This is a genomic window from Capnocytophaga sp. oral taxon 863 str. F0517, from assembly GCF_000466425.1.
Classification (GTDB): Bacteria; Bacteroidota; Bacteroidia; order Flavobacteriales; family Flavobacteriaceae; genus Capnocytophaga.
In genome coordinates this window covers 1-1,033 of record NZ_KE992142.1, presented here as the reverse complement: position 1 = coordinate 1,033, position 1,033 = coordinate 1, and the positions used below count along the sequence as shown (strand labels likewise).

1 protein-coding gene is annotated in these 1,033 nt (G+C 29.9%); it reads left to right on the top strand.

Annotated features, from left to right (window positions below):
• The first annotated feature begins 107 nt into the window (after positions 1-107).
• Positions 108-1,019, top strand: a complete 912-nt coding sequence (locus HMPREF1551_RS06165) for an IS982 family transposase (RefSeq protein WP_021628209.1) — start codon at positions 108-110, stop codon at positions 1,017-1,019.
• The last annotated feature ends 14 nt before the right edge of the window (positions 1,020-1,033 follow it).

Here is a 1,033-nt window from a genome sequence, read left to right as displayed (position 1 = left end):
TTAACGTGAGTTCGATATAAGAAAGTTACTTTTTTTCTTGCAAGAAAGGGATATTTTTAGTAACTTTATGTGCTGAAAATCAAAAGCTTAACTAAAAAATACCCCTTATGTTATCAAGTGACAAAATTACTGAAATTTTCTTTGTAATAGACGAATTTTGCAAGAATTTTAATAAAGTAGTATCCGCCCACACTATCAAGCAAGATAATGGAAAAAAGACGAGAAATCGTAAATCAATTCTTTCTGATAGTGAAGTAATGACCATATTAATACTCTTTCATTCAGGTGGTTATAAAAACTTGAAGCATTTTTATATATACTATGTACAAGAACATATGAAAAAAGAATTTCCTGAAACAGTCGCCTATAATCGCTTTGTTGAACTACAAGAAAAGGTAATCATGCACTTAGCTATATTCTTGAAAACCTGTTGTTTAGGAAAATGTACAGGCATATCATATATTGACTCAACTCCCTTAAGATCTTGCCATATTAAGAGAGAAAAACAACATAAAGTCTTTAAAGGAATTGCTCAAAAAGGACAATGTTCTTTAGGCTGGTTTTATGGTTTTAAGCTACATATAATCATTAATGATAGAGGTGAAATACTTGATTTTATAATAACACCTGGCAATGTTGATGATCGTAAACCGTTGAAAGATATGGATTTACACAAGAGAATCTTCGGTAAGCTCTATGGAGACAAAGGATATATCAGTAAAGACCTATTCGAAAAATTATTTGTTGATGGAGTGCATTTAATCACTAAAATCAAGAAAAATATGAAGAATAGTTTAATGCTTTTACAAGATAAAATTGCCCTTAGAAAACGTGCTTTGATAGAAACAGTAAATGATGAACTTAAAAATATTTGTCAAATAGAACATACAAGACATCGTTCTTTTGAAAATTTTACAACTAACTTATTATCAGGACTTATAGCTTATTCTTTCTTTGATAAGAAGCCTTCTATTAACCTACAGGAGGATATTATTGACATGAAAAGAATTGCCGCTTAAGTCGAACTCACGTT

Bases quoted from the DNA above. Each gene is read 5' to 3' on its own strand.
- HMPREF1551_RS06165 (WP_021628209.1), top strand. From the start codon at position 108: ATGTTATCAAGTGACAAAATTACTGAAATTTTCTTTGTAATAGACGAA.